We start from the raw sequence: 25,509 nt of genomic DNA, 5'->3' as shown, positions 1-25,509 counted from the left end.
TGGAGTGTAAACCAGCCATATAAAAAAGTGAAAAACTACGCTAGAGGAAGATCAAGCACGTTTAATGGTGAAGAGCTCTTTTTCTTGTATACTGATGATAGAAGTGTATACAAAAAAACGAGGTGCTTGATCGTGAAAAAGAATGTCGTTGCAGTCGCAGGTGCGATGCTGATTCTCGGCGGGAGCTTGGCAGGGTATGCGGATGCCGGGCAAGCGGCGGAGCCAAAAGCAAAAGTATTAAGAATGAACATGCATTCCAATCCCCCAACCGTAGATCCGGGCATTGCTGAAGATTCAACGTCCGGCACAATAAGCAGGGCAATCTTCGAAGGGTTGACTCGTTTGGGCAAAGACGGAAAAGTACATGTAGCAGCGGCAGAAAGCTATACCGTTTCGGCTGACGGCAAAACTTATACGTTCAAAATTCGCCCTGCCAAATGGAGCAATGGCGATCCGGTCACCGCCTATGACTTCGAATACGCCTGGAAACGTGCGCTAAGCCCCAAGACAGCATCGAATTACGCCTACCAGCTCTACTATTTAAAAGGAGCGGAAGCGTATAACAAGGGAACCGGGACGGCGAGTGACGTTGGTGTCAAAGCCGTCGACGCCAAAACATTGGTTGTGGAACTGACGAATCCGACCCCGTTTTTCACGGAGTTGACGGCTTTTTACACCTATTATCCTGTTAACAAAAAAGTCGTGGAAGCCGACAAGGAATGGGCAAGCAATCCCAAGACGATAGTAGGGAACGGTCCGTTTCAAATCGAGACATGGAAGCCCAAGCACCAGCTCGTTCTGACGAAAAACCAGAACTACTGGGACAAACAAAATGTAAAATTGGACAAGATTGATTTTTCTATGATTGATGACGGGTATATAGAGCTGGAGATGTTTCGCAACGGCGATCTGGATTGGGCAGGCGCCCCTTTGTCTGAAGTCCCCATGGATTTCGAGCTTTCCTGGAAGTCGCCTGCGCTGTTTCATACGCAAGCGATCGCGGGCACTTACTTCTACCGCTTCAACACAGAGCAAGCGCCTTTTCACAATGCCAAAATCCGCAAAGCTTTTGCTTATGCACTGGATCGTCAAGCTTTGGTGGAGACCATGTTGGCCAACCACCTTCCCGCGACAGGTTTTGTGCCGCCGAGCATGGCTGTTGCATCTGGTGGCTACTTTACAGACAATCACACAGAAGAGGCCAAAAAGCTGCTTCAGGAGGGCATGAAGGAAGCGGGAATCGCAAAACTTCCTCCCATCACCGTCTCCTATAACACGTCGATGGGCCATAAAGCGATTGCTGAAGAAATCAGGGACCAGTGGAAGAAAAAGCTCGGGGTAGACGTGAAGCTGGAAAACAAAGAGTGGAAAGTATACATAGAGGACGTACACCAGGGGAAATACCAGATTGCGCGTGCGGGTTGGCTTGCCGACTTCAACGATCCGATCAACTTTTTGGAAATGTTCAAGGACAAAAACGGCGGAAACAACGACACGGGCTGGGAACACCCCAAATACAAAGAGCTCTTGAACCAATCCGCTTTGGAGCAGGACCCGGAAAAACGGAAGGCGATTTTGGCCAAGGCCGAGCAAATTTTAATGGACGAAATGCCGATTATGCCGATCTACTACTATGCCCAGAGCTGGCTGCAAAGCGAGAAGGTCGACGGCGCGATTTTGGACGGACTCGGCATGATCGACTTCAAGTACGTCGATATCAAGCCTTAATCTTATATAGAGGAAATGATTCAAAGAAGAGGGGTGCCGCTGCCCTTCTTCTTTTTTTCTCCCGCATGGACAAATGACCAATCCATTGTGCTCCTGGCTACATAGAGTAAAAAGGAACAAACTGCAACCAGGGGGGATCGCTGTGGATATTGGCAAACTGCTCAGTATTGTAAGGTCAATTCCCAAGGATAAGCTGAAGACGGATGCAGGCTTGAAGGAAGTCATCCGCGATTTGGGCAAAAAAGCCGGTAAAAACTTCACGGATAAGGAACTGAACGGATATGTGGCGCAGTTTCGGCATATGTCCAAGACGGAAAACGTCGGCAGCCTGCTGAACAAGCTTTCCAAAAAAGGCGTCAACGCCAAAGACATCGACAGCCTGAAAAAGCGCTTTAAATAAAGGGGGGCTTACCAGGAGGGAGGTGGGATTATCGCTGCCAAAACGAGAAAGAAAAAGAAACAGGCCGGTGCCCAGGGGCAACTGATAGAGACGATGAACAAGCTGGCGGATGCGCACAATGTGAGCAATGCTCAGGTGATGCGCGAGATGAGCCAGATGAAGCAAGAACTGCAGGACATGAAGGATACGCTCGGAAGGCTGAAGGCCGCTCCCAATCAGGGGCCGCGGCGCAGCATTCTGTTTGGACCGCGCCGGCGTCCGATTCCCGTGCAGTCCGTCCCTGAGAAAGCAAAGCCTGCGATTTCCATTGAGGATTTGCTGCCATTGCTGCCGCATTTAAGCGGGGCTATCCCGCAACTGAAAAATCCGAAGGTGGCCGATTCCATCAAAGTGCTGTCCAATCCGGCCGTCCTGTCCATGATTCAACAGTTTATCGCCAACGGCGGCTTGAACATGCTGAAAGCGCCTGTAGAAGAAGTGAGCAGACGAGAACGGCGCGGGTTGTTTCGCTAATCGACAACTTTCTTGGTTTTCTGGACTGCTTCTTTGTCAAAAAGGAGCAGTCTTTTGTCTTTTTGGTACGAAAAGACTATAAACTTTACAGATGTTGACGCGTCTAATAGAATGGTGAACGTTGCACAATGGTCTAACGCCACACAACAGAACAGACATCACGGAGGAGGTCAGGATGAAAAGACGATTTTACCCTCTGCTTCTGGCGCTGCTGGTCCTGCTGCTTATCCCCGGTTGGGCGGCTGCGGCAAGTAGTGCAACTGAGGAAGCCGTCAACCTGATGATCGGTGGACAAGCAGTGACCCCGGACGTGCCACCAGTCATCAAGAGCGGGCGGACATTGGTTCCCGTGCGTGTCATCGCAGAAGGTTTGGGCGCGGATGTCGCCTGGAACGAAGCGAAGCGGACAGCGGTGATTACACGGGGTACGACGCAGCTTTCCCTCACATTGGACTCGCGCACAGCGCTATTGAACGGCAAGCAGGTAAAGCTGGATACGCCGCCTGTCATCTCCCAGCAGCGCATGCTGCTCCCTCTGCGGTTTGTCGGGGAATCGCTCGGGATCACTGTAGGGTGGGACAACAGCTCCCGCACCGTCATTGCTAACGAAACGCCACAGGTTACGCTGAACGGCCGTGCTCCTGAAAAAGCGATCAAGCTGTATCAAGTGTCGGACACCATGTACGTGTCTGCCGATGCGGTCGCGGAGCAGGTCGGACAAAAAGGCTTTGTATGGAATCGCCCGGAACGCGGCATGACGATCGACAGTCAACTGGTTCTTCCAATTGAGCAAGTAGAGGACGAGCTAGGCGGTTCGATCACTTGGAACAAGAAAAAGAATCTGCTTGAAATCGAAAGACTCAATCGGCTGACAGGTGTTACAAAGGATGGGGATCGCGTACATATTGAGATGAAGCTGCCCGTGCAGGCCAATTCTTTTGTGCTCACAGGCCCCCATCGCATCGTGCTGGACCTCCCGCAAACCGCTTTGGCGGACGATTTGGTGGAAGAGTTGAAAAAGAACGAAGAAAACGGCAGTATCGGAGAGTCAGAGGAGCGCAAGCAAGCAGCTTCTTCCGGCGAAGAGGACGAGCAGTCAGCAGCCAGCGAGCCAAAAGAAGAGCCGCTGATCGCAAGCCTGCGGTACAGCCAGTACAGTGTTTCGCCAGAGACCGTGCGTGTCGTGATTGAGCTGAACCAGAAGAGCGAGTATAATCTGGCCTATACAAAAGACGGCATTGAAGTGAAGCTGACGCCCAAGCCTAAGAAAACAGGCTACCTGATCGTAGTCGACGCGGGTCATGGCGGAAAAGACCCAGGTGCATTGGGCGTGGCGGGCAACCACGAGAAAGACTACACGCTGGCTGTCGCCAACAAAGTAGTCGCTTTGCTGAAGCAATATCCGGAGTTTCAAGTAGTGCCTGTGCGCACGACAGATGTGTTCTACGAGCTGTCCGAGCGTGTGGCAATCGCGAATGAGCTGGAGGCGGACCTGTTCTTGTCCATTCACGCCAACTCGTTCCCGAAACCGACGACAGGCGGTACGGAAACCTTCTATTACAATGCAAACAGCAAGACGTTTGCGCAATTGGTGCACAAGCACCTGCAAGGAGCAACGCAGTTCCCGGATCGGGGAGTCAAGGCGAGCGGCTTTTACGTTATCAAGAACACGAAAATGCCAGCCGTGTTGACAGAGACAGGTTTCCTGTCCAATCCGCAAGAAAATGCGCTGCTGACCTCGCCTGCATTCCAGGACAAAATCGCGAAAGCCCTCGTTGCGGCTATCCGTGAATACTATCAGTCTTATCAGTAAGGGAGGCTTTCACGATGAAAAAAAGTCGGATGATCTGGGTGGCGGCTTTGGCTGTGCTGCTAATGGCTGGTTGCGGACAAAATGCGGCTCCTGCACCGCAGCCTACGGCACCTGTTGAACAGCCATCTGGCACGAACACTGACCCATCGACAGCAGAGCCGACACTCAACAAACAGGTCGTTACCGTCTACTATTCCGACGGCGACCTGATGGAGCTGCAAAAAGAGGAACAAGAAATCACTTTTGCAGAAGACATCGAAAAGTACAAGAAAACCCTCTCGCTTTTGGAGAAGCCGACAAAAGCAGAAGAGCACTTTCCGCTCTGGAAAGACTTCCGATACCATGACATCACTTTTGCGGATGGCACGTTGACGATTGATGCCGACAGCAAAAACCAGTACAACCTCGGCTCAAGCGGCGAAGGGATGGCGCTGGACGCGCTGAAGAAAACCTTTTTTCAGTTCCCGGAAGTAAAGCAAATCGTCTTCCTGGAAGATGGCAAAAAAGTCGAATCGTTGATGGGCCATGTCGATGTATCGGAGCCATTGACGCGCGACAACTAAACAGGCAATCGCCGAGTGAAGGCGGCACAACCTGGTAGCATCCAGGCTGTGCCGCCTTTTTGCTGTTTCGTCAAGCGGCTTGTTTTCGTTTTATACAGGGTTGGCTCCATCTTTAAAAAAGCTTAACAATCGCATCACAATCCTACAACATTCGACCTGTATAGTTTGTACTTGTAAGAGAGAAAAACAAACCGAACCTGTTAAGGAGGATTTTCATCCAATGAAAAAACTCAGCAAAATGTTTATGGCGCTGACATTTGTAGGGGCACTGCTCGCCGGATGTGGCAGCAACAGTGCGGCTCCATCGCAACAACAACCAGCGCAGCAACAACCAGCTACCCCGGCTCCGGAAAGCAACTCTGGTTCGACTACAACAACATCCGGTGAACCGATCACAGCAGTTGGTTCCACCGCTTTGCAGCCTCTGGTCGAGCAAACGGCCAAAGACTTTATGGCGAAAAATCAAGGTGTACAAATTCAAGTACAAGGCGGGGGAAGCGGAACAGGGCTGAGCCAGGTAGCAAGCGGCGCAGCAACAATCGGTAACTCCGACATTTTCGCAGAAGAGAAAAAAGGCATTCCGGCAAACGAACTGGTTGACCATAAAGTAGCCGTTGTCGGAATGGCAGCAGCGGTTAGCCCGCAAGTAAAAGTAGACAACCTGACCAAGCAACAACTGATCGACATCTTCACTGGCAAAATCACCAACTGGAAAGAAGTTGGCGGCGATGACATGAAAATCACGCTGGTGAACCGTCCGAAGTCTTCCGGTACTCGTGCAACATTCAGCAAATTCGCACTGGACGGAAAAGAAGAAGCAGAAGGCATCACAGAGGATTCCTCCGGTACTGTTCGCAAAATCATTGCCGAAACACCGGGCGCAATCGGCTACCTGGCTCTGTCCTACTTCAATGACTCCGTAAAAGCATTGAAACTGGATGGCGTGGAAGCAAACGCAGAAAACATCGCAACGAACAAATACCCAGTGTGGGCATACGAGCACATGTACACAAAAGGCGAGCCTACTGGCAACGCAAAAGCGTTCCTGGATTACATCCTGTCTGAAGAAGTGCAAAAGAAAACGATTGTCGATCTGGGCTTCCTGCCAATCACAGACATGAAAGTAGAACGCGACGCTGAAGGAAAAGTAACACAAAAATAAGACACTCACGGGTCAACAGCAAAATAGAGGGGTGGAGGGGCCTTACCCCTCATTTTGCTTGCGCGAAAGCCGTTTTCTTTCTGGGAGGGAGAACATGAACCATCGTATTGAAGGGGTAGAGACAAATCGCCAATCGCTGATTGCGCGAAAAATGCTGACATATAACAAACGTCAATTTACAGAGAACATGACGGGCCGAACGATTGCCATGGTCTGTGCGGCCTTGCTGGTCATCGTCGTTTTGTCGATTACGTACTTCATCGCTTCAAAAGGGCTGTCCACCTTTTTGGTCGACGGCGTCAGTATCAGCGAATTTTTAACACAGATGAAATGGGACCCGGAGGGCGAGCCTGCACTCTACGGTGTGTTCCCGTTCATTCTCGGATCGTTTTTGGTGACGGCTTTGGCTGCGTTGATCGCGGCACCGCTCGGGATCGGGGCGGCTATTTTCATGACGGAAATTTTTCCGGGCTTCGGCAAAAAAGTGTTGAAGCCGGTGATCGAGCTTTTGGTTGGCATTCCATCCGTTGTGTACGGATATGTTGGTCTTACTCTTCTGGTTCCTTTTATTCGCGAACAATTTGACGTTCTTGGTTTCAGTCTTTTGGCAGGGGGGCTTGTGCTTGCCCTGATGATCCTGCCTACGATCACCAGCGTGGCGACAGACGCCATTGAAGCCGTACCGCAAGATTTGCGCAACGCTTCTCTCGCTTTGGGAGCCACACGCTGGCAGACGATCTGGAATGTGGTGCTGCATTCTTCGCTTCCCGGCTGCCTGACCGCGGTTGTATTGGGGATGGCTCGCGCTTTTGGCGAAGCGCTCGCCGTACAGATGGTCATCGGGAACACGACGAAGCTTCCGGGCAGTCTCTTGGACCCGATCAGCACGCTGACCAGCGGCATCACGCTGAACATGGGGAATACGATTCAGGGAACCCCGTACAACAATGCACTCTGGTCCATGGCGCTTCTGCTGCTTCTGATGTCGTTCGTCTTCATTATGATCTTGCGCTTTTTGGGCAGAAAGAGGCTGGTGAAGTAGATGAGAGCGAGACTGATGGACCGCGTTGCTACGATCGTTTTGACGTTGATTGCCGCTTTGATTATCGGCACGCTCATTGGCTTGCTCGGCTTCATTTTGACGCAAGGCTGGCACAAGCTGAACCTGGACTTTTTGACCTCGCCGCCAGATATCGTCAATGCAGGGGGCGGGATTGGTCCGCAGTTGTTCAACTCGTTTTATTTGCTGGTTTTGACCATGCTGATCGCCTTGCCGATTGGAATCGGAGCAGGTATTTATATGGCTGAATACGCGCCGGATAACAAGTTGACGCAGTTTATCCGCATGAGTATAGAAGTGCTTTCTTCTTTGCCGTCCATTGTCGTTGGTTTGTTTGGCTTGCTCGTCTTCGTAAACATGACAGGCTGGGGCTATACGCTTTTCTCCGGTGCCCTCGCGCTGACCGTCTTCAACCTGCCGCTGCTCGTGCGCGTGACAGAGGATGCGTTGCGCAACGTGCCGCGCAGCCAAAAAGAAGCGAGCCTGGCGCTTGGCATCACCAAATGGCGGACAATTGTCTCCGTCATTCTTCCGGCGGCTTTGCCTGGGATCATTACGGGGGCGATTCTCGCTTCCGGACGCGTCTTCGGGGAAGCGGCTGCCTTGCTGTTTACCGCAGGGATGTCTTCACCGAACCTGAACTTTGCTGATTTCTCGCTGAACAGCCCGACTTCGCCGCTGAATCCGTTCCGCCCGGCCGAAACGCTGGCTGTGCATATCTGGAAAGTAAACAGCGAAGGGCTGACGCCGGATGCGCGCGACGTGGCGGATGGCGCTGCCGCTGTGCTGATTATTGCCGTGCTGATCTTTAACGTCTCGGCCCGCTGGTTCGGGACGTGGGTGTACAAAAAGATGACGTCAGGTTCCAACTAAGGAGAGGTGATAGCGATGTCCGTACTCACCATGCAAGATACGATTATTCAGACGAACAATGTCTCGGTTTACTACGGGGATAAGCAAGCGGTCAAAAATATTTCGATGGACATTGAACGCAACTCGGTGACGGCCTTTATCGGGCCGTCCGGCTGCGGGAAGTCCACGCTTTTGCGCAGCCTGAACCGGATGAACGATCTCGTGCCTTCCTGCCGCGTCACAGGCTCCATCGTCGTCGACGGCATTGACATCAACAGCCAGCAGGTCAACATCGAGAGCTTGCGGCAAATCGTCGGAATGGTGTTTCAGCGCGCCAATCCGTTTTTTAAATCGATTTATGAAAATATCGCCTTCGCTCCGCGCTTTCACGGAATGACAGACCGCCGCGAGCTGGATGAGCTGGTCGAGACGAGCTTGCGCAAAGCGGCGTTGTGGGACGAGGTAAAAGACCGTCTGCGCGACTCTGCGCTCTCCCTGTCAGGAGGACAGCAGCAGCGCCTGTGCATCGCCCGCGCCATTGCCATGCAGCCGACGATTTTGCTTCTGGATGAGCCGGCTTCCGCGCTCGACCCGATCTCGACGATGAAAATTGAAGAGCTGGTCACGCAGCTAAAGGAAGAGTACACGATCGTGATCGTGACGCACAATCTGCACCAGGCGGCCCGCATCTCGGACAAAACGGCGTTCTTTTTGCTCGGGGAGCTGATCGAGATGGACGAGACCGCAAAAATTTTCACCTCGCCGGAAAACGACAAGACCGAAGCGTATATTAGCGGCCGTTTTGGCTGAACCGCACAAAAAAATGCCTTCCTTGCGCCTGACGCGCAAACGGAGGGCTTTTTGCATGGTGCAACGCAGCCTGGAATGGGTGTGCTATAGCGCCGTGCAGCTTGCCGGGGCCGATGGAATCTTAGGAAAAAAGCCTTCTACGTAAAAGAGCACCTTTTCGGGCGCTCTGAATTAAGACAAACTTGGTTATTTTTCCAACTCGTATTCCCATTACCCATTGTCATACTTGATTTTGAAAGACGAAGTTTCCCCATCTTGTCTACTGAACACGAAATATCCTTCCTTTAAAGCCTCATCCAAGATAATCGTCGGAATGGAATCACCTGGTTTAGCATACGCTTGCATTATTTCGTCCTGTACGCTAATAAACGGACCAGCTACATCTTCTTCGTATTGTTCTCTCATTTTTTCAATGAGTTTCCTGCTTTTTGTAAACTCGTTGAACACCCATTTCTTACCGTTGTCATCGGTTATGATTTTCATTACGCCCAAATCTTTCGCCTTTGCTTCAATTCCTACTGCTTCTAGTGCCTTAATGTGATTCCCTTTAATATACGATTCTGTGTCTTCACTCGCGTATAGGCTGCTACCAGCAAACACAGCAACAGTGAAAACAAGACCAGTAAGAATGGCATTCCTTTTTTTCATACTCCCCCTACCTCCTACGTGTTTTTATTTGGGCCAATAGTCTTCAGAAACTCGTTCAATTCCATATGTAAATTTTTTACAATAAATTGATTTTAAAAATGACAACCAGATATTACCTTAGTTAAATAATACCACTTTTGTGGATGGATTAATAGTGGAAGGTATTATCATCGCAAATGGTCTGATGATAGGGCCGTATAATGGTTCCCAACTGGCGCAGCTAGCTGTTGGTCTGGACAGCGTGATTGATGTGGAGAAGTATGAGGTGGTAGGGGCGATTGGCGAGTAGTGCTGGTCGACTCCCCCCGGTAGTTTTTTAACTCATGTTCGGAAGCGGTTATTTCTATCCGTAAGCTTCAATTCAAAAAATTAAAGGTTTCAATAAAAGAGCCTTCTACGCAGAAGGCACTGGAGAATCTCCATTAAACGACAAGTGGAAAGAATCGCTAATAACACCATCATAATAATGATAGATCGTATTGGTAATGTTTAAATTATATGAAAATGAATTATTTGAAAAATATCACACTCAACTAAATAAAATAAATTTTCTAAATTCAAAAATATTGACAGGTGAAAAAGAGTATAATACCTCTAAGAGGTGATATTTGGTATAAATACCAAAAAACACAGTTATTCTCTCAACTCATCATTTACATGAGTTGGAAGAAATAACATGCAAGTTAATTGTTTTGAGTAAAGGTAAAATTCAGTATGAGGGCTCATACTCCCAATTCTTAAAGACATATAATACAAGTAACCCGGATGTGGCTTTTGACATTTGTGTCAATGATCAAAAAGCATTAGCATAGTCTTTAAAAAAAGGAGAGGGTAAGATGCTTAAGGCCGTATCAATTGGATTCATTATCCAAGTAGGGATTATACTTTTTAGTGTTATAGATCGTAACTACGGTCTACTAAAAACATACTCTCTATATGCTGGTATCCTCTTTTTTGCCCTCGCATTACTTTTAAGTCTATCCTTAGTATTTCCAGACTACTCAACTGCATATTACGCTGGACATGAAGACACTGAAAAAGAAAATGTTAGCAGAGTTAAGTGGGTTTTGTATTTAATTTTGGTTTCATTACCCAACTTTGTCAGCTTTCTAGTATTTAGTTCGATTTAATACATATTAAACTCAGATGGACTTATTGTGGGGAACAAATAAATAGATAGGGGGTATAGCTATCATTAAGAGATGGTTCTCTATACTCTTAGTTTTAATACTATTTTTCTTTTGTATAATATCAGGAACATTCAATATAACTAAAGAATCTGAAAAAAATAAGTATAGTTTTACGGTAAGTAGGAATGGTGTAGATAGGACATACACAGTTTACATTTTGGACAGCAATATGAAAGAATATATTAGCCTAGCTCGTGTAAGAGGAATACACAATTTAAAGGAGATTTATTATGACAATGTATTAGGTCCAGTATGGAATGACTGTTTTGATAAGGGAGAATATATTTATTTAGCAAACGAAATAAGACAAAACCCACCACAAAACCTTGATAGATTAGAAAAAACATTAAATAAGTTGTCAAAATATGCAATATATGAGGCAATCAGAAATGGTTTAATAAAGTCGAATCAATATTTGGATGGCCCGAATACAAATGTTTGTGTTTTACCCACTGATTTAATTGGTCCTTCTTCCCCCGCTGTAACGATAGGGTCTGGAAAAATAATCATCCTGTACAATGAATATCTGTTTAAGTCTGATGAACAACTCTCTAGTACAGTAGCACATGAATACCATCATAGTGCATGGACTTCCATGTACTTTAAACCAAACAAAGTTAACACTTTATTAGATAGAGCAATATTTGAAGGAAAAGCGATGTACTTCCAAAGAATGTTATACCCGGAAATGGATAATCTCCCCCTATATTCTAATTCGGCTGAAAATATAAGAGAAATATTTTTAACAAACCTTGGATCAACAAACCCTACTATACAAGATCAAGTCATGTTTGGTTATGGTGACATACCATATCTTTTTGGATACAGTGAAGGTTATAAAATGATAAGTAGCTATCTAAAAATGAATCCCAATCAAAGTATTAAGGCTTGGACATCACTAACACCCGATGAGATTTATACAAGTTTAAAAAATAGTTCCTTTGACTTTTAATTACAGTTTCAGATGATCCGTCAAATTAACTCGGATGGGGGGATTGCTTCTGAATGATGTACTCCTCAGTTAATTTTCAACCAACCATACTTTCTTGTTGTTTTGAAAGCCTTCGGACGTTTAGAAAGAGCCTGAAATTGATCTCAGGCTCCTTATTTTTTGTTAAGGCTAGACAAATTAGTAGTATTACCGGATACGTCAGCCGATGAAGCTCTGCCAGTGATGTCAAAGTCGCTACCATCATCTAGTGGCATAATAATGTTATCTTCCGCTGCACAGCCAATTGAAGCTGATAAAGCTAGAGCGACAAGAGCTGTAGAAAGAGTAATGATCCTAGTTGACCGTTTTTTCATTACTAACCTCCGTATGTAGGGCTTGCTGAACGAATGAGAAATATACAAGAAATCATGAATAATATGCAGATTTGGTTCCAAAACAGCAAAGTCAGAGTCTGAATGGCATATCAGTAGTATAAAATACTGTTTTTCCGATCCATTTTGAACGTTTCGTGTGCCTCTTGATTGAACGAAATTCTTACTGGTGCAAGGTTTTTCAAAGAATTCCTGCAAAAACCTTGCACTTGGTCAAATTATAAATCCAGATTTTCCGCAGTTTTCTTTGATTATTTCACGATTCCTCGCGTTTATGCATTGTTCAGCAAGCCCTATGTAAATTTTTTACGGCAACTTGATTTTACAGATAAAAACCAGATACTACCATGGCAAAAAGATACCTTTTTGTGTAATATTCATAGATTTCCTATAAACATTTAGCCAGGATGGACAAATAGTATAATATTAGAATATTTCCTTTCATTCTCGGATCGTTTTTGGTGACGGCTTTCGTTTTGGCTGAACAGCAAAAGCCCTCCTTTCGTTGGAGGGCCTAGACCATTATCCGTTTGCTATCCTTTTGCGCTTGCTATTTTTCAAGATGCCGTGCATTTTTTCGATCTGAAGAGGTAAGCCCCCTTTGAGTGATCTTCCCATGAATATAATTGTAATAATATATATTGTCTTCTTCCCCACGAAAGATTACTTTCGCAGTATAATTCCCCAGCTTCCGATTATATAGAACTTGGATATCCTTCACACTTTCTCGTTCGTATCCTCTGGAAGTGAAATAATTCCGTATGTCCATCTCCATTTCATTCTTCACCCACGGGTATCCGCCTACGATCCATTCAAAATAGACGACTAGCGGGCTGGCTACGAGAATGACCACGGCGAGCCAAAGAATTTTTTTCATAATGATGTAGCCTCTCCTTTACGCTACGATTGGGAAAAATTCATATGGTTGTTATTCATAAAATCTATCTAACCCAAAAATTTACACATAAAATTGAACGACTTTCTGAAGACTATTGACTCAAGTAAAAACACGAAAGTATTAAACCGATTTTTCTGAACATGACTTTGTTTTCAAATTACTAAAGAACGGAGTGACCTATAAAGGTAGTTCCGTCCATTTGGTATTTATATACACTTCAACCAGATGCTAAACACCAGTTTCTTTTCCGTTTATGTATCAGGCTTTCTTAGTTTCGACGTTTATAGCTCCTACCAAATTTGGCTATCCTCCAGAGCACCACACGTAACCACCGATAGATTTGAAACAAGCTCGCTTGGCAAGCGGAGAAGATTTTTGCCAAGAGAAGTAAGCAAAAGGCAATCAGGGCAATGAAAAAATGGGGGAAATCCATCCATTTACATACCGGATATTTCGTGTATCCCAATTACGTTAATGCAACACTGGCGAGCTAAACTGAATAAAAGATCCCGTTTTATCAACATTTATAAAACTATATGTAACGATAACTGCTGACATTCGTCAAAACTTATGGAAATACAAATTGTGACAATTATAAACAAGTCCAAAAAATCAAATTTAAATAAACTACCAATTATGGTAATATTAGAAATGAGGGAGGTACCGAACGTTACACTATATTTGTTATTGGAGGGCACTATGAATCTAGTAAAAAAATCACTAGTGTCTATGGGCTTGTTAGCTGTTTTTGCTTGCTCGGCCGCAATTGCGTATGCAGCACCAATTAGCTTCGAAACATCTAGCACTCAGATTGTGTTTGATAACAAAAAAGGAAAATGGGCAAGCCAAGCTTATACGAAGGGGTCATACGGCACTCAATACTCAAGAACCTACACAGAGATATACGGTGACGGATATAAACGTGACTGGAAAAATATTACAAAGTAATGGGCAGAGAATCACAGGCAGTAGCATATGCTAATACAGGGTTTGCGTCTTACGAGGCTGAGACCATAGAATCTGGTGGACGAAGGACGATGTGGATTCAATTGCAACACATTCTGACGACTCATTCTAATGAAGAATAAGGAGAAGAAGGAAATGAAAAAAAGTAAAGTGAGTATTGCGGCGCTGTTCACTGTTGCAGCATTGGCTGGAATTGGGTTTGGCAACTTTATTACTGTTGAACAAGCTGGTGCCAAAAGTAAAGACCTCATTGATGTAGCATCGGATAAAAGGCCAGAAAAAGTTAATCAAAATATCGTTAAGTCATGGAAAGTAGCTACAGAAACTTATGACATCGACACACAGGAGTGGACCCAATACGATTACACTGACAGGTATAAATTCCTCGACACTCTGAGCCAACAAGAAAAAAATAGCTTTTCTGATGCATTTGTAGAAGCGATGGCTAATAACTCCAAAGAAGGAGATTCGATGCCGCTTGTACTGGTAAATGACAAAAAGGATAGGGTAGTATTCCTGTTCCAACGTGACTTTGGAAAAGGCAAGTCTGTAAAAATTGAACTGGTTGCCAAACAGATTAAGAATCAGATCAGTAAAAATTCCGAAGGCGCAAATAGTGGAAAAGAATGGGACGTAAGAAGCATCGAGGAAAAGTAAAGGAATTGAAGAGGTGGGGCTGTCCAGAAAGTCCATCTCCGAGTAAAAATAGCCGAAACTAAAAACCCAAGAATGTTGATTTTACGGCATTCTTGGGTTTTGCTTTTTTCTCGTTTGGACAACGATCCCGTTTTCGTGACTAAAGTATGATTGCCCTCGCCCTTTTTCACTCAAGGGCGAGAGCTTGGAATTCCCAAAGAAATTCTTACGCAGAAGGCTTTTCTACCGCCCGGAAAAAGCGGATTTCCTGCTCCAAATCTTCCACGATGCCCGCCAGCCGCTCGGAATCGTGCAGGAACTGCTCCGAGAGGGAGAGGCTTTCCTGGTTGGCCGCGACCGCTTGCTGTGTGCCCGAGACGACTTCCTGGGCGGAATCCGCCAGGCTGTCCACGCGGCGGGAGATGATCTGGCTTTGGCTTGCGATGGATTCGGCCAGATGTCTGATCGTTTCAAACTGCGCGGTGAGCGCTTCGCTGATGGCGAAGGTTTGCTGGAAAATATCCGTTGCCTGATGCAGCGTCGAAATGCCGTTGACCGTGGCGTGATCGGTCGTTTCCAGACATGCGGCCACCCGTTCCATCCGGTTTTCCCCTGAAGCGATGACTTGTTGAATGCGGGCCGTCGCTTCTTCTGTCTGTTCAGACAGGAGGCGAATTTCGTCCGCGACGATCCCGAAGCCGAGTCCCGCCTGGCCGGCTCGTGATGCTTCGATGCGGGCGTTGAAAGACAGCAGCTTCGTTCGTTGGGAGATCGAGGAGATCCAGCCGAGAATCTCGCGGATGTCGTCCATGCTCTCGCGCATCGAGCCCATCGCCTGGAGGGAGGCTTTCATGTCTGTCGATATTTTTTGCATGTTGTCCTTCAGCAAATCAATCGAGGTAGCCGCTTTGGCGCTCTGCTCCCGCGACTTTTCGTTTTGCCTGACCGCTGTTTCCATCGACTGTGTAATGCGTGTCATTTCTGCTGTAATTCCGGCCATCGTGGCGTGGATGTCGTCGATTTGCACCTGCTGGTTGTCCATTTCTTGCGCCAGCCGCTCGGTGACGGAGACGACCTCTGTCTGCATGGCGTGAGAGTGTCGCGAGCCTTTGCCCACATGCTCGGCCACCTGTTTGACGTCGGCGATCACGTGCTGGATTTTGCCGATGATGGTGCGGATTTGCCCGCTCATCCGATTGAAGCTGTCGGCGAGCTGGCGGATTTCGTCGTTGGTCTGGACGTGCATCGTCTGAAACAGGTCGCCTTCGCTGAACGCCGTCATTTTTTGCTGCACCTCTTTGACGGGCTTGATAATCTTGCGGACGTACAAGTAGAGCAGCAATGCCAACGAGCCTAATCCGACGAGGGAGACCGCGAGTATCGTCAACTGCAGGCGGCGCACCTCCTGTTTGACCTCGGATACGGACTGCACGACGATCATGCCCCATTTGAGCGCCGGGTCGAATTTGTAGGCGGCAAAGGCGTCCATGCCGTTTATATGAAACGATTCAAAGCCGGAATTGCCCGCAATGACATTGGCGACGACAGGCAGCTCGGTCAGGAGCGGGCGCTGCAGGGCGTAGGCTTTATCCGGGTGAGCGAGCAGCTTCCCTTGCTGGTCGACAATCATGGCGTATCCGGTTTGCCCCAGCTTGATCTGTCCGATTGATTCACTGAGCTTCGGCACGGAGACGAAGGCCACGACGACGCCGACAGGCTCTTCCTCCTCGTTGCGCAAAGCCATGGAGACAGCGATCTTCGGAAATTCCGTGGCGGAAAACTGAAAGACGTCCGAGACGAATGCGTTTGGCTTGTCCCAGGCGCCTTTGTACCAGTCGGCTGTTCGCGGATCGTAGGAGCTGTCCAGCGGCGAGCCGGGGAAGGTCAAATACCGCCCGTCTGCTGTCACGACTTGTATTTCGGAAATGGTTGGATTGTTGTTCACCATGTCGGTAAAAATGCCGAAGCTTTGACTGTTCGTGACCTTGCTGTTTTTGTACGTGGAAGCATAGGAAGCCAAGGCGGTGATGATGGACTGGACGCGGCTGTTCACTTCCTGCAAGGCGGCACTCGATGCATCGTGGAGCTGCTGCTTTGTCTTTTCGTTGAGCGTGCTCTCGGATTGATAACTGATAAAAAAAGCGGCGATCGCCATCATGCTGACAACCATGGTCAGAATCCCGAAAAATAATCTGGTGAAAATCGAACGGTACTGAAACGACGTGTTGCCCAATGTTCGTATTTTTCTCGGCATTACATGCTCTCCCCTTATTCGACAAAACGTTCAGCTTTATTGTAGGGGGTACTATGGGGAGCGTATATGGTTTGTCAGAAACATTTACCATAACTTTACCTGGCTTTAAAACTTTAAGGAAACTTAATATACTTCACATCAAAGCATAACATTCGCACGCTATAGTGGTTGGGAAGACAGATGCTACAACCGCGAAGGAGCGAAGGACGCATGAGTGTTATTTCGGTGAGAGAGTTAAATCTCTTCTACGGTAACAAACAAGCCCTCTACAATATAAATCTTGATGTTGAGCCGAATTCCATTACCGCGCTGATCGGGCCGTCCGGTTGCGGGAAGTCCACGTTTTTGCGAACGCTGAACCGGATGAACGACTCGGTGCCGAATACGAAAATCACCGGCGTGGTAAAAGTGTTCGATGAAGACATTTACAGTTCCAGCGTGGAAGTCGAGCGCTTGCGCAAAAATATCGGGATGGTGTTCCAACACCCGAATCCGTTCCCGAAAAGCATCTACGACAATGTCACGTACGGACCGCGCCTGCATGGCCTGATGGATCGCCACAAGCTCGACGAGATCGTGGAGACAAGCCTCAAGGCCGCAGCGCTGTGGGACGAGGTGAAAGACGTGTTGAAAAAGCCCGCAACCGGGCTGTCCGGCGGGCAGCAGCAACGGCTCTGTATCGCCCGGGCGCTCGCTGTTCAGCCGCAGGTGATTTTGATGGATGAACCGACATCCGCTCTCGACCCGATCTCCACAGCCAAAATCGAGGAGTTGCTGGAGGAGCTGAAAGACACGTACACGATTGTCATCGTTACGCACAACATGCAGCAGGCGGCGCGCATCTCCGACAAAACGGCGTTTTTCCTCAACGGAGAGCTTGTCGAGTTTGACCAGACGCCAACGATTTTCCAAAATCCCCGGGATAAACGGACAGAAGACTACATTACTGGCCGTTTCGGATAACAACTGTTTGTAGTAAGGTAGAGGAGCGGCCCGCTTGCGGGTTCGCTCTTTTTTGCATGGAGGGGAGATATAGCAGGTGGTCTGGATTTCCTTGTTCATTTTTATCGTCACGTTGACGCTGGTCATCTGGCAGCCAAGAGGCTTGTCGATCGGCTATCCCGCCGTCGGGGGAGCGGTGCTGGCGCTGTTGACGGGCGTGGTGTCTCTCGACGATGTGGCCGAAGTGACCTCGATCGTTTGGAACGCCACGTTTGCGCTGGTCGGCATCATCATCATTTCGCTACTGCTGGACGAGATCGGCTTTTTTGAATGGGCGGCCTTGCACATGGCCCGTTTGGCAAAAGGAAATGGCCGGCTGATGTTCGCCTACGTCATTTTGCTCGGGACATTGGTGTCGGCCCTGTTCACCAATGACGGCACGGCGCTGATTCTGACTCCGATTGTGCTCGCGCAGGTTCGGGCACTCAAGCTGGACGGGGGTGCGGTTGTGGCGTTTGTCATGGCCAGCGGCTTTATCGCGGACACCAGCTCGTTGCCGTTTGTCGTCAGCAACCTCGTCAACATCGTATCCGCCGACTATTTTGACATCGGCTTTGCCGAGTACGCGGTGCGGATGGTTTTGCCTACCTTGTTTTCCGTAGCAGGGAGTTTGTTGGTTTTATTCCTTTATTATCGCAAAAGCATCCCGCATTACGTGGATTTGTCCCAACTGAAGCAACCCGGTGAAGCCATTCGTGATGCAAGACTGTTCCGCCTGGCGTGGCCGATCCTCGCTGTGCTTTTGCTCGGCTTTTTCATTAGCGAGTCCATCCATGTCCCGGTGTCGTTTATCATTGCTTCCGCCGCCCTCGTCTTCTGTCTTGCCGCCCGAAAAAGCAAGGCGATTGCCATGGGCCGAATCATGCAGGAGGCGCCGTGGGTCGTCGTCATTTTTTCTATCGGGATGTATATCGTGGTCTGGGGCTTGCACAATGCGAGGCTGACCGATCTGGTAAAAGCGGCGCTCGATACGCTGATGGAGTACGGTTTGCTTGCGACGACGCTCGGGACGGGGCTGATTGCCGCTGTCTTGTCTTCGGCGATGAACAACCTGCCTACCGTGATGTTCAATGCATTGGCGATTGGCAGCACGCAGGCGGAAGGCGTCTTTCGCGAAGCGATGATCTACGCCAACGTCATCGGAAGCGATTTGGGGCCGAAAATTACGCCGATTGGCTCGCTCGCCACGCTGCTCTGGCTGCACGTGCTGGGGCGCAAAGCGGTCAAAATCACCTGGGGGCAATACTTTCGTACGGGGATCGTGCTGACGGTACCGACCTTGCTGATCGCTTTGCTCGGGCTGTACCTGATGCTTGTTTTGGGAAACGAGCAATGACAAAAGCTTGCTGATGCAACAGCTCAGCAGGCTTTTTCTTTTTGCCGGAATAAGAGAGGCGGCCAGGGGAAAAATAGGCGCAACGTGCGTAAAAAGGAGGATGTTTCCATGTGGCAGAGCTGGCCGATAGAGCGTGTGCTCATTTTGTTTACGGGACTGGCGTTTGTCTTGATTGCCGTGCAAGTCACCCTTTTTCATTCCAGGCAAAACTTCCGCCATTGGGCGATGTGGGTGCCTGTCATTGAGCTGCCTATTTTTGCGGTGACGGCGATTGTTTTATCGTTCGTAAATGCGGGATGGCTGCGCGTAGTGTTTGCCTTGATGATGTTCGTCGGGATGGGCGGCGGCGTGTACGGGGCTTACTTGCATGCTGCCGGAGTCAGACAGCGGGTAGGAGGCTTTTCGCAATCGCAAAACTTCCTCGTCGGCCCGCCCGTCATTTTGCCTCTGCTCATTACTGCCATCGCGGCTTTGGGGCTTCTTGCCCTTTTCTGGGGGTGAAGATAGATGGCCAAACATAGACGTTATCCTTCCTATGACGTGTGGGAGCAGCATCAAAACTGGGACGTTCACACGAGACAAGTCGTCGGAGCCAGAAAAATGCCGCAGGTTGCCCATCGGTACTTGCAGCAGGCGGAAGCTTTGCTGTTGCAGGCAATCGTAAGCGTCCTCGTCGACGACCATCGGCTGGAGGTGCTGACCTTTGTTGTCGCGCACCTGGACGATTCGCTGGCGAGCGCGATCGGGGAGGCGCAGCGCAAGGTCGGGGTTCCGCCGAAAAAAGAGCTGTACCGTCTGGGACTGGCAGGGGTGGAGGCGGAGAGCCACGCCGGGTACGGGACGGAATTTGGCGCGCTTTCTGCCGCAGAACAGCAGGAGGTGCTGAGGCAAATCTCCACGGGCAACGTCAAGGATACAGAGGCATGGAGCCAGGTCGCTCCCGTCGATTTTTTCAAAAAGCTGCTGCATGACACAGTGCAGGCGTATTACTCGCATCCGCTCGTCTGGTCAGATATCGGCTACGGCGGGCCTGCTTATCCCCGCGGTTATGTGCGTGTGGAAAAAGGATTGACGGACCCATGGGAGGCGAGGGCAAATGGCGAATAAAGAGCAGGAGCAGCGCGCAGGCGATAGCCAGGAACGCGGTACACGGCAGATGGAAAACAGGAAATACCCCGACGGAGCGGATGTATGCATCGTCGGAGCGGGAGCCGCAGGAGGCGTGCTGGCATATGAGCTGGCAAAAGCGGGCTTGCGCGTCGTCGTGCTGGAGGCAGGGCCTTTTTGGGACCCGCAGCGCGACTTTGCCAGCGACGAACTGGAGATGCAGCGTCTGGCCTGGCAGGAGACGAGGCTGGTAGCGGGAAACGATCCTCTGCGCCTCGGGCACAACAACTCCGGCCGGGGAGTCGGCGGAGGAACGGTGCATTTTACCGGGGTGTTTTTGCGGTTTCACGAGAGCGATTTTATGACGAAAACGATAGATGGCGTAGGGGAAGACTGGCCGATCACGTACCGCGATTTGGCCCCGTACTACGACAAGATCGAGCGGGAAATTGCCGTTTCTGGCCCGAGCCATTTTCCTTGGGGCGCTTTTCAGGGACCCTACCCTTACCCGGTCCGCGAGCCGATCAGCGCGAATGCGCAGTTGTTCCGGGAAGGCTGCGACAAGCTCGGGATCGAGAGTGTGGTCGCTCCGCTGGCGATTTTGTCGGCTCCGTTCGACGGACGTCCGCCCTGTATCAACCGCGGCTTTTGCAACCAGGGATGCATGCCCAACGCCAAATACAGCGGCCTGATCCACCATATTCCGAAGGCCATTGCGGAAGGGGCCGAGGTGCTGTCAGACTGTATGGTCACGGAAATTCTCATGGCTGGCGACCGGGTCAGCGGCGTCTTGTTCTCGCACAACGGGCTGATGCATCGGCAAATGGCGCGGGTCGTCATCCTCGCCGGCTTTGTCGTGGAGACGCCCAGGCTGCTGTTCAATTCCGCGACCTCGCGCTTTCCCGACGGGCTGGCCAACTCCAGCGGCTGGGTAGGCAAGGCGATCATGCCGCATTCCAGCCATGACGTCTACGGCCGCCTCCCGGAAGAAGTGCGCCTGTACAAAGGGACGCCAGTGCTTGCCCTGACCCAGCATTTTTACGAGACAGACCGGGAACGCGGCTTTGCCAGAGGGTACACCTTGAGCGCACACGGGGCAAGACCTGTTTCCATGGCGGGGGCAATTGCGACGGAGCGGGAAGACCAGACCTTTTTATGGGGAAAACAACTGCGGGAAACGATGCTCGACTACAACATGTACGGGCGAATCACGCTTGTCGGCGAAGTTTTGCCTCACCCTGACAATGCCGTCACGCTCAGCGGGGAAAAAGACGAGTACGGAATGCCGGTGCCCAAGGTCACTTTCAGCTATCAGGAAAACGATCGCAAACTCTATCAGCATGCGATCGGCCAAATGAACCGGATCATGGAAGCCATGGGCGGCAAGCCGGAGCACGTCGTCTCCGATACCGCGCATTTGATGGGTGGCTGCCGGATGGGGAACGACCCTGCGCAATCGGTTGTGAATGAATTTGGGCAGTCGCACGACATTCCCAATCTTTTCATAGCGGGCGCTTCCACGTTCGTGACATCGGGTGGCAGCAACCCGACAAATACAGTAATGGCGCTGGCTGCGCGCACCGCAGACAAGCTGGTCGAAGCGATGCGGCAACGCGATGTTTAAGAAGTGTTCAAGGAACTTTTACGTTCATATCTTCCCCATCTTATAAGCCATATAGTATACTGGGAAACAGATATGCAAGGCAAAGGTGGGTTCGTATGGAAACGGATTTGATGCAGGTTTTGTTTTTGTCCGAGGTTTATAAGCTGCTTGGTGACAAGACGCGCTTGACGATCATGGCTCTTTTGCAAGTACAATCGTTATGTGTCCGTGATCTCGTGGAGATTCTGCAAACTTCCCAACCCTCTGTTTCCCAGCACTTAGCTAAGCTAAAGACACATGGTTTGGTCAAAGAGCGTCGCAAGGGACCATGGGTATTTTACTCCGTTAATACAGAATGCTCTCCTGCAGTCAAGCAAATCTTGTCACACTTGCCGGATATGTCACCGATTGTCAAACAAAAATCAGCCGAGAGTGAACCTTCCTTCGGCTGATCGGTCGTAGGAAGCGTTGGATCAGTTAAGATCCAACGCTTTTTTTAGTTCTTCCTTGTCGAAGCCGTGAATGACGAATTGCTCCCCGTTTTCCTTTTCGATAAACGTAACAGGGGTCATGCTGGCGCCAAGGTTGATTGCTTCCTGGAAATACGCATCGTTTTTGCGGATATCTCTGTCTTCAAAAGCGACGTTTTGGGATGCCAGCCACATTTTTTCTTCCTGGCAAGGGCCGCATGTAGTTTGGGTATAGACAATAACGGTTTGAGCCATACAGGTGCTCCTCTCAAGTGTAGTCGAACAACATAATTCGCGGTTGCTGACGGATTTCCTGCGCAGCAAAACAGTTATAGGATGCCCCGTCCTGCCCGAAAAGGACGCAGCCGTCCGCGCCGTTCTGTGATGCCTCGATCTGGAAAATTGAGGATGGATACCAGCGAGGGGGGCGGTACAAATTATATTCAGTGACGTCGAGGAGGTGAATGGAACGATGCCTAAACAAAACAAGCAAAACGGTTTGAACAAAGCAAACCAAGCAGCTCAGGCGCAAAACACTGCGACTGAATTCGCGAGCGAAACAAACGTAGCGGAAGTTCGTCGTCAAAACCAGCAATCCGCTCAAAAATCCGGCCAACAAGCAGGTCAAGCTACTGAGTAGTAGCTATGGACAACAACCCTCGCTATATGCGGGGGTTTTTTCGTTTTTTCATCCGCGCTTGCAAAAAGGCCGAGGAGGATGGTACTGTGACAGCAGAATCTACAAGCTGGGAGGGCGAGAGTCCCATGATTATCGGCATTGGCGTGGATATCGTGGAAATTGAGCGGATCGCCGCCTTGATGAAGCGACAGGAAAAGGCGATCGGACGGTTTTTGACCGAAGCAGAAAAGAAGCTGCTGGCTGGCAAAGCGGAATCGAGACAAGCGGAAATGGTGGCGGGCAGGTTTGCGGCGAAGGAAGCCGGAGCGAAAGCGCTCGGGACAGGCATCGGCCATGCGCTCGGCTTTTTGGATATGGAAATTACCCCGAGCGAGACGGGCAAGCCGATGATGCGAGTAGACGGCGACGTTTTGACCAGGCTCGGTTTGGACCCGCAGCGCGTTCGCGTACACGTAAGCATTTCCCACAGTCAGACACACGCCATGGCACAGGTAGTTGTGGAAGAGCTGTAAACTTGTCTGCATATTGGGACGAGGATGGACATACATTTATATCGCGTAGATCAGGAGGGACTACCTGCTCTTACACAGGAAGGGTAAGTCTTCAGCCGATCAAGCGATATCGCGTCCTTTTGTACCCAGTACAGCATTTTGACACGATGAGCGCGGCCAGAGGCGAAAGACTGACAGATTTCCCAGGAAATAGACAGGGGTGCCCTTCTTTGTCGAAAAAGTTGACAAGGAGGAGTTCATTGAATGAAGAGGGCAGCTTTACCACTGGTGTTATTGTTGGTCTTTACGTTGCTGCTCGGCGGTTGCTTCGGTCAGAAAACACCGGAAGATGTGGTGAGTGACCTGAACGGGACGCTGGGAAAAATGAGCGGGTACAAGTCTCAGGCAGTTTTGACCATGCAGACGGGCTCTACTCCAATGGAGTACGACGTTCAGGTTTGGTATGAAAAGCCCACCAACTATCGGGTAGCTCTTACTTCCAAACAGCGCGGAATCACGCAGATCATTTTGCGCAACAACGAGGGAGTATTTGTACTGACTCCACATCTGAACAAGAGCTTCCGCTTCCAGAGCGGATGGCCGGAAAACAACGGCCCCCTGTATTTGTACGAGACGCTGGCGAAGAGTATCATCGACGACACGGAGCGTCAGATGAAGATGGAGGAAAAGCAGTACGTGTTTGAGGTGAAAGCCAATTACACCGGCAATCGCTCTCTGACCAAGCAAAAAATTTGGCTGACCGAAGACTTCAAGCCTACCCATGCAGAGATTATGGATTCGAGCATGAAGCCGCTGGTGAAAATCGACTTTACCGAATTTTCGTTCAATCCGACATTTGACAAGGATGCCTTTGACAAAGATCGCAACATGACGACCAGCTCGTTGACGGCGATTCCTACCATGGCAGGGGCGAATGGACAGGTTGCCCAGCAGCCGAACAGCCAGTTTGGCGTCATCGTTCCAACGTATGTGCCGGAAGGAGTCAAACAGGGCGATATCGAGCCTGTCACGCGCGACGGCGTGAGAACGGTCATCCTCAATTACAAGGGAGCTTACAACTACAAGCTGATCGAAGCCCGTCCGACAGAAGCATCCGTCTCGTATGAACAGGGCATGCCGGTCAACCTCGGCTTTACGGTTGGGGTGCTGGCGCAAACGGGTGAAAACACGCGACTTCTGACGTGGGAGCTGGACGGAGTAGAATTTACGATCGCCGGCGATTTGCCTGAAGAAGAGATGGTGAATGTCGCCCAGTCGACATATGGTCTCGGCGGGAAATAAGAAAGAAAATACGGGAGAGGGGACGGGGTGTGACCGTCCTCTTTTTTTGTGCATAGGGGAAGCTTTTGGCTCTTACAAATACTCCTTGACTTTCCCGCAAGTTTTCCATTTTTCTCAAACAGGAATCTAATAAAGCCCCTGTACACTTGGACTTGTACCAGGGAGATGCGGTACATAACTACAGCAGATGAAAGGGTTGAGCAAATATGTTTAGCAAAGCAAAACTGGGTATGCTTTTGGGCACGATGGCAGCGGTTCTGAGTATCGGGAGCTTGGGCAGCGCCCTGGCAGCAGATACAGCGCAAACAGAGGCGCAAGCACAGCAATTGAACAAACCGGCAGAGGTGAAGTTCGCATTCAACAAGCTGGGTCACCCGGGCGGATTCGCGAAAGGAATCTCCTTCAAAGAAAACACTGAGCTGTTGTCCTTGCTGAAGCTGGATGCAGCCAAGCTGGAGGAAGAGCTGAAAGCAGGCAAGACGCTGGCAGCCATAGCGGAAGCGCAAGGCGTGTCTGTGGATGACGTCGTAGCGCTGTTGGTCAAACAGCAGGAAGCCAAGCTGAAAGAAGCGGTCGAAGCAGGCAAGCTGACACAGGAACAAGCCGATAAGATGAACGAAAACGCGGCAGAGCGCGTAAAAGAAATGGTGCAAAACACGCATCCGGGCAAAGGACCAGGCAAAGGCTTCGGATTTGGATTTGGCTTCGACAAAAACGAAGAACTGTTGTCCTTGCTGAAACT

At 49.6% G+C, this 25,509-nt stretch carries 28 protein-coding genes and 1 pseudogene; 24 read left to right on the top strand and 5 right to left on the bottom strand.

Annotation, left to right across the window (positions count from 1 at the left end; genetic code table 11):
* Positions 1-132: 132 nt before the first annotated feature.
* The 9 genes from AC3WQH_RS18355 (at position 133) to pstB (AC3WQH_RS18315) (ending at position 8,901) form a co-directional block, all read left to right on the top strand.
* The gene (locus AC3WQH_RS18355; protein WP_238501731.1) at positions 133-1,728 is read left to right on the top strand and encodes a peptide ABC transporter substrate-binding protein; all 1,596 of its coding nucleotides are present in this window, start codon (positions 133-135) and stop codon (positions 1,726-1,728) included.
* A 142-nt stretch (positions 1,729-1,870) separates the two neighbouring features.
* Complete coding sequence (locus AC3WQH_RS18350) at positions 1,871-2,128, top strand: hypothetical protein (RefSeq protein ID WP_005835490.1); 258 nt, start codon at positions 1,871-1,873, stop codon at positions 2,126-2,128.
* Between the two features lie 93 nt (positions 2,129-2,221).
* Positions 2,222-2,641 (top strand): hypothetical protein, encoded by a 420-nt coding sequence (locus AC3WQH_RS18345; RefSeq protein WP_005835488.1) that lies wholly within the window; start codon positions 2,222-2,224, stop codon positions 2,639-2,641.
* A gap of 175 nt (positions 2,642-2,816) precedes the next feature.
* Positions 2,817-4,454, top strand: coding sequence for an N-acetylmuramoyl-L-alanine amidase (locus AC3WQH_RS18340; protein WP_483072400.1), 1,638 nt, complete (start codon positions 2,817-2,819; stop codon positions 4,452-4,454).
* A gap of 14 nt (positions 4,455-4,468) precedes the next feature.
* On the top strand, positions 4,469-5,017 hold the full coding sequence (locus tag AC3WQH_RS18335; RefSeq protein WP_007776898.1) for a GerMN domain-containing protein: 549 nt from the start codon (positions 4,469-4,471) through the stop codon (positions 5,015-5,017).
* A 220-nt stretch (positions 5,018-5,237) separates the two neighbouring features.
* A complete protein-coding gene (locus AC3WQH_RS18330; protein WP_005835481.1) occupies positions 5,238-6,179 on the top strand; it encodes a phosphate ABC transporter substrate-binding protein in 942 nt (313 codons plus the stop codon).
* Positions 6,180-6,273: 94 nt separating this feature from the next.
* Complete coding sequence (gene pstC / locus AC3WQH_RS18325; protein ID WP_290426640.1) at positions 6,274-7,221, top strand: phosphate ABC transporter permease subunit PstC; 948 nt, start codon at positions 6,274-6,276, stop codon at positions 7,219-7,221.
* On the top strand, positions 7,222-8,112 hold the full coding sequence (gene pstA / locus AC3WQH_RS18320) for a phosphate ABC transporter permease PstA (RefSeq protein WP_492332193.1): 891 nt from the start codon (positions 7,222-7,224) through the stop codon (positions 8,110-8,112). It begins immediately after the preceding gene.
* A 15-nt stretch (positions 8,113-8,127) separates the two neighbouring features.
* On the top strand, positions 8,128-8,901 hold the full coding sequence (pstB, locus tag AC3WQH_RS18315) for a phosphate ABC transporter ATP-binding protein PstB (protein ID WP_007776906.1): 774 nt from the start codon (positions 8,128-8,130) through the stop codon (positions 8,899-8,901).
* 210 nt (positions 8,902-9,111) lie between these two features.
* Here the strand turns inward: pstB (AC3WQH_RS18315) and AC3WQH_RS18310 are convergent, their stop codons facing one another.
* Positions 9,112-9,549 carry a hypothetical protein gene (locus tag AC3WQH_RS18310; RefSeq protein ID WP_221843483.1) on the bottom strand — a complete coding sequence of 146 codons (438 nt, stop codon included), beginning with the start codon at positions 9,547-9,549 and terminating at the stop codon, positions 9,112-9,114.
* Between the two features lie 154 nt (positions 9,550-9,703).
* On the opposite strand from AC3WQH_RS18310, the gene AC3WQH_RS18305 reads away from it, so the two are divergent.
* From AC3WQH_RS18305 to AC3WQH_RS18295, 3 genes are all read left to right on the top strand, one after another.
* Positions 9,704-9,838, top strand: coding sequence for a hypothetical protein (locus tag AC3WQH_RS18305; RefSeq protein ID WP_260507673.1), 135 nt, complete (start codon positions 9,704-9,706; stop codon positions 9,836-9,838).
* Between the two features lie 547 nt (positions 9,839-10,385).
* Positions 10,386-10,679 carry a hypothetical protein gene (locus tag AC3WQH_RS18300; protein ID WP_005836995.1) on the top strand — a complete coding sequence of 98 codons (294 nt, stop codon included), beginning with the start codon at positions 10,386-10,388 and terminating at the stop codon, positions 10,677-10,679.
* Positions 10,680-10,908: 229 nt separating this feature from the next.
* A complete protein-coding gene (locus AC3WQH_RS18295; protein WP_157797599.1) occupies positions 10,909-11,691 on the top strand; it encodes a DUF2268 domain-containing putative Zn-dependent protease in 783 nt (260 codons plus the stop codon).
* Between the two features lie 152 nt (positions 11,692-11,843).
* Here the strand turns inward: AC3WQH_RS18295 and AC3WQH_RS18290 are convergent, their stop codons facing one another.
* Entirely contained in the window at positions 11,844-12,044 is a 201-nt protein-coding gene (locus tag AC3WQH_RS18290) for a hypothetical protein (protein ID WP_157797598.1), read from the bottom strand.
* Positions 12,045-12,612: 568 nt separating this feature from the next.
* Entirely contained in the window at positions 12,613-12,939 is a 327-nt protein-coding gene (locus AC3WQH_RS18285) for a DUF3139 domain-containing protein (protein ID WP_005834689.1), read from the bottom strand.
* 720 nt (positions 12,940-13,659) lie between these two features.
* Here AC3WQH_RS18285 and AC3WQH_RS18280 point away from each other — a divergent pair.
* Both AC3WQH_RS18280 and AC3WQH_RS18275 read left to right on the top strand, forming a co-directional pair.
* Complete coding sequence (locus AC3WQH_RS18280; RefSeq protein ID WP_197187022.1) at positions 13,660-13,908, top strand: hypothetical protein; 249 nt, start codon at positions 13,660-13,662, stop codon at positions 13,906-13,908.
* 153 nt (positions 13,909-14,061) lie between these two features.
* Positions 14,062-14,583, top strand: a complete 522-nt coding sequence (locus AC3WQH_RS18275; protein WP_005834687.1) for a hypothetical protein — start codon at positions 14,062-14,064, stop codon at positions 14,581-14,583.
* 205 nt (positions 14,584-14,788) lie between these two features.
* Here AC3WQH_RS18275 and AC3WQH_RS18270 read toward each other — a convergent pair whose 3' ends face one another.
* A complete protein-coding gene (locus AC3WQH_RS18270; protein WP_448793223.1) occupies positions 14,789-16,816 on the bottom strand; it encodes a methyl-accepting chemotaxis protein in 2,028 nt (675 codons plus the stop codon).
* 210 nt (positions 16,817-17,026) lie between these two features.
* Here AC3WQH_RS18270 and pstB (AC3WQH_RS18265) point away from each other — a divergent pair, with 210 nt between their 5' ends.
* The 6 genes from pstB (AC3WQH_RS18265) to AC3WQH_RS18240 all read left to right on the top strand — a co-directional run bounded on the left by pstB (AC3WQH_RS18265) (position 17,027) and on the right by AC3WQH_RS18240 (position 22,316).
* Positions 17,027-17,779 carry a phosphate ABC transporter ATP-binding protein PstB gene (gene pstB, locus AC3WQH_RS18265; protein ID WP_005834683.1) on the top strand — a complete coding sequence of 251 codons (753 nt, stop codon included), beginning with the start codon at positions 17,027-17,029 and terminating at the stop codon, positions 17,777-17,779.
* Positions 17,780-17,855: 76 nt separating this feature from the next.
* A complete protein-coding gene (locus tag AC3WQH_RS18260) occupies positions 17,856-19,154 on the top strand; it encodes an arsenic transporter (RefSeq protein ID WP_005834681.1) in 1,299 nt (432 codons plus the stop codon).
* Between the two features lie 108 nt (positions 19,155-19,262).
* Entirely contained in the window at positions 19,263-19,655 is a 393-nt protein-coding gene (locus AC3WQH_RS18255; protein WP_005834680.1) for a hypothetical protein, read from the top strand.
* 6 nt (positions 19,656-19,661) lie between these two features.
* Entirely contained in the window at positions 19,662-20,261 is a 600-nt protein-coding gene (locus tag AC3WQH_RS18250; RefSeq protein ID WP_025845705.1) for a gluconate 2-dehydrogenase subunit 3 family protein, read from the top strand.
* Between the two features lie 49 nt (positions 20,262-20,310).
* On the top strand, positions 20,311-21,885 hold the full coding sequence (locus AC3WQH_RS18245; protein WP_310670468.1) for a GMC family oxidoreductase: 1,575 nt from the start codon (positions 20,311-20,313) through the stop codon (positions 21,883-21,885).
* A 95-nt stretch (positions 21,886-21,980) separates the two neighbouring features.
* Positions 21,981-22,316, top strand: coding sequence for an ArsR/SmtB family transcription factor (locus tag AC3WQH_RS18240; protein WP_005836907.1), 336 nt, complete (start codon positions 21,981-21,983; stop codon positions 22,314-22,316).
* A 21-nt stretch (positions 22,317-22,337) separates the two neighbouring features.
* On the opposite strand, the gene AC3WQH_RS18235 is transcribed toward AC3WQH_RS18240, so the two are convergent.
* Positions 22,338-22,589: a glutaredoxin family protein gene (locus AC3WQH_RS18235; protein WP_007776929.1), complete on the bottom strand. Its 252-nt coding sequence runs from the start codon at positions 22,587-22,589 to the stop codon at positions 22,338-22,340.
* Between the two features lie 217 nt (positions 22,590-22,806).
* Between AC3WQH_RS18235 and AC3WQH_RS18230 the strand changes: the two genes are divergently transcribed.
* The 4 genes and pseudogenes from AC3WQH_RS18230 to AC3WQH_RS18215 all read left to right on the top strand — a co-directional run.
* A complete protein-coding gene (locus AC3WQH_RS18230; RefSeq protein WP_005830192.1) occupies positions 22,807-22,974 on the top strand; it encodes a gamma-type small acid-soluble spore protein in 168 nt (55 codons plus the stop codon).
* Positions 22,975-23,099: 125 nt separating this feature from the next.
* Positions 23,100-23,486, top strand: a complete 387-nt coding sequence (gene acpS, locus AC3WQH_RS18225; RefSeq protein WP_007776935.1) for a holo-ACP synthase — start codon at positions 23,100-23,102, stop codon at positions 23,484-23,486.
* A gap of 243 nt (positions 23,487-23,729) precedes the next feature.
* On the top strand, positions 23,730-24,767 hold the full coding sequence (locus AC3WQH_RS18220; protein WP_005830195.1) for an outer membrane lipoprotein-sorting protein: 1,038 nt from the start codon (positions 23,730-23,732) through the stop codon (positions 24,765-24,767).
* A 206-nt stretch (positions 24,768-24,973) separates the two neighbouring features.
* A pseudogene (locus tag AC3WQH_RS18215) lies at positions 24,974-25,509 on the top strand (hypothetical protein); the annotation flags it as partial.

The sequence above is a fragment of the Brevibacillus sp. FW301-21C12A genome, from assembly GCF_058788915.1.
The sequence above is the reverse complement of the archived record's forward strand: the minus strand, read 5'-3'. Positions and strand labels throughout refer to the sequence as shown.